Here is a 3,191-nt window from a genome sequence, read left to right as displayed (position 1 = left end):
GACTTACGTCGCCGAAAATGGCGGGGCGTCCTGCCCCGGACGGGAAGCGCCAATACATCAGCGCTTCCCGAAGTACGGCAAGAAGGTATTGAGTCTCGCCCTGTTGCGTAAAGCCGGCGCGGTCTCGCTCGCCCCCCGGGTATACTTCACGTCGCCGACACAAACTGCCGTTTGAATCCCTCGCCGGCAGCGGCTGCTTCACAACGGTGGCAGCCACCCCAACCCAAGGTCCGACGCATCTATGTTCCTGCGCCTGCTCACCGTTCTGCTGATCCTCGCCGCGCTCGTCGGCGCATTGGCCTACATGAAATACGAGCAGGTGACGGCGCAGATCGCCGAGTTCTCGGCCCCCATGCCGGCGTCCGCCGTGTCCGAGGTCCGCGTTGAACGCCAACGGTGGCAGCCGCAGTTGGACGCCGTCGGCAGCGTGCGGGCAGTACAAGGGGTCATGGTCAATAACGAGGTGCCGGGCCAAGTTCGGGCTATCCGTTTCGAGTCCGGGGACCGGGTGCGCGCTGGCCAGCCGCTGGTGCAATTGGACACGACGGTGGACGAAGCGGATCTTGCCGGTCTCGAGGCCTCGCTGGAGCTGGCGCAGCTTCAAATCGAGCGCAATACCAAACTGCTACAAGACCGGGCCGTCTCCCAAGGTGACGTCGACCAAATCCAGGCGGAGCTATCTCGCGCCCGCGCCGCGGTGGCCGCCAAGAAGGCCCTCATCGCAAAGAAGACCATCCGTGCGCCCTTCGACGGCGTGCTCGGCATCCGCCAGATCGACATCGGTCAGTACCTGCCGGAGGGCTCGACCATCGTCGCGCTGGAGGCACTGGACACCGTCTTCGTAGACTACAAGCTTCCGGAGCGCCACCTCGCCAAGCTCACCGAGGACCAGCCGGTGGCAGTGCGGGTGGCGGCCTATCCCGGCGACGTCTTCAGCGGCCGTATTCAGGCAATCAGCCCCGCGGTCGATCAGGGCACCCGCAACGTACAAGTGCGCGCGCAGCTACCGAACCCTGACGGGCGCCTTCGGCCCGGAATGTTTGCCAAGGTCGCCACCCTACTGCCGGTACGCGAACAGGTACTCGTGCTGCCGCGCCGGGCTGTCTCCTTCAATACCTACGGCGACTCGGTGTTCCTGATCGAGGAGCAGCCGGTGCCCAACGACGGGCAACCGGAGGCAGCGGACCACACTCAAGCAGCCGCCGACCAGCCGCAGGTCCCCAAGCTTGTGGTCACCCGCAAGCAGATCGCCACCGGCGCCGTACGGGGCGACTTGGTGGAAGTCACCGACGGGCTCGCGGCCGGCGACCGGGTGGTGCTTGCAGGCCATCAGAAACTCCGCAACGGCGCCGAGGTGCAGATCGTACAGGATGCCGGCATGGCCCCTGGTGAGCTGGAGCAGGCTGCGGCCGAGCCGGCGCAGCCTTCAGGCGAGGCCAGTGACGGCTCATGAGCTTCACCGACATCTTCGTCCGCCGGCCGGTACTGGCGAGCGTCGTGAGCCTCTTGATCTTCATTCTCGGGCTCCGATCCTTCCTGGGTCTGGAGGTGCGGCAGTATCCGGAGACGCGTAACACGGTGGTGACAATCTCCACCGCCTATCCGGGCGCGGGCAGCGATCTGGTTCAGGGCTTCATCACGACGCCTCTGCAGCAGGCCGTCGCCGAGGCGGATGGCATCGATTACCTCACGTCCACCAGCACCCAAGGCCTATCCACCATCGAGGCGACAATGCGCCTCAACTACGATCCCAATGCGGCCATTGCGGAGATCCAGGCAAAGGTTGCGAGCAAGCTCAACGTGCTGCCGGAGGCGGCGCAAAACCCGGTGATCACCTCCACCACCGGGGATGCAACGGCGCTCATGTACCTGGCCTTCTACAGCGAGGAGCTGGGTCTGGCGCAGATCACCGACTACCTGCTGCGGGTGGTGCAGCCGCAGCTGCAGGCGCTGGAAGGCGTTGCCAAGGCGGAGATCTTCGGCAACCAGACCTACGCCATGCGCGTCTGGCTGGACCCGGACCGGATGGCGGCCCTTGGTGTCACCGGTGAGGATATCGCCCAGGTGTTGGCGGCCAACAACTACCTCGCCGGCATCGGCAACCTGCGCGGCGATATGGTGCAGGTGGATCTGGCCACCAATACCGATGTCAGCGCTGTGGCGGACTTCCGCGACCTGGTGGTTCGGTCTGACGATAGCGCTCTGGTGCGTCTGCGCGACATCGCCGAAGTCGAGCTCGGCTCCCAGGACTACGACTCGGCTACGCTGTATAAGGGCATCCCGGCCATCTTCATCGGCATCGAGCCGACACCCGGCGCTAATCCGCTCACCGTCGCCGCGCGCGTGCACGAGCTGATGCCGGATCTCAAGACCCAGTTCCCGGAGGGACTGCAGGCGCACATCCCCTACGACGCCAGCGAGTTCATCGAGGAGTCCATTGCGGAGGTCTTCAAGACCCTCGCCGAGGCGGTGCTCATCGTGCTGTTCGTGATCTTCCTGTCGCTGGGCTCGGTGCGCGCGGCCATTGTGCCCTCGGTGACGGTGCCGCTCGCCATCGTCGGCGCGGCCTTCCTGATGCTGCTGATGGGCTTCAGCATCAATCTGCTGACCCTGCTGGCGTTGGTGCTGGCCATCGGCCTCGTCGTCGACGACGCCATTGTGGTGGTGGAGAACGTCCATCGGCACATCGAGATGGGCAAGCCACGGATGCAGGCGGCCATGGACGCCGCCCGGGAGCTGGCGCTGCCCATCGTCGCCATGACCACCACCCTGGTGGCGGTCTATGCACCCATCGGCTTCATGGGCGGGCTGGTGGGATCGCTGTTCGTGGAGTTCGCCTTCACGCTGGCCGCTGCGGTGCTGATTTCGGGCATCGTGGCACTGACGCTCTCGCCGATGATCTCGGCGCGGGTGCTGCGCCCGGCTGGCAATCAGGCGCATTTCGAGCGCAACGTCGAGCACTTCTTCGACGGCCTCGCCAAGCTCTATGCACGCATGCTGCGCTGGTGGATCAAGTATCCGAGCAGCACGGTGCTGGTGGCGCTGGTGGTCATCGCGAGCATCTGGGCCATGTACAGCTTCTCGCAGAAGGAGCTGGCGCCGACTGAGGACCAGAGCATCCTGTTCTTCATGGCCACGGCGCCGCAGACTGCCACCGTGGACTACAACAAGCGCTACGTGGAGCAGCTCCA

The 3,191-nt window shown here is 65.2% G+C and carries 2 protein-coding genes; both read left to right on the top strand.

The features are described 5' to 3' along the window. Nucleotides 1-241 precede the first annotated feature (241 nt). The gene (locus I6U14_RS07985; RefSeq protein WP_296898299.1) at nucleotides 242-1,453 is read left to right on the top strand and encodes an efflux RND transporter periplasmic adaptor subunit; all 1,212 of its coding nucleotides are present in this window, start codon (nucleotides 242-244) and stop codon (nucleotides 1,451-1,453) included. Then, the coding region (locus I6U14_RS07980; RefSeq protein ID WP_296898297.1) for an efflux RND transporter permease subunit at nucleotides 1,450-3,191 on the top strand (1,742 nt) is incomplete at its 3' end. The genes I6U14_RS07985 and I6U14_RS07980, both read left to right, overlap by 4 nt.

This window comes from Thiohalocapsa sp., from assembly GCF_019695415.1.
In the GTDB taxonomy this organism is placed as follows: domain Bacteria; phylum Pseudomonadota; class Gammaproteobacteria; order Chromatiales; family Chromatiaceae; genus Thiohalocapsa.
This window is presented reverse-complemented; position numbering and strand designations above follow the sequence as displayed.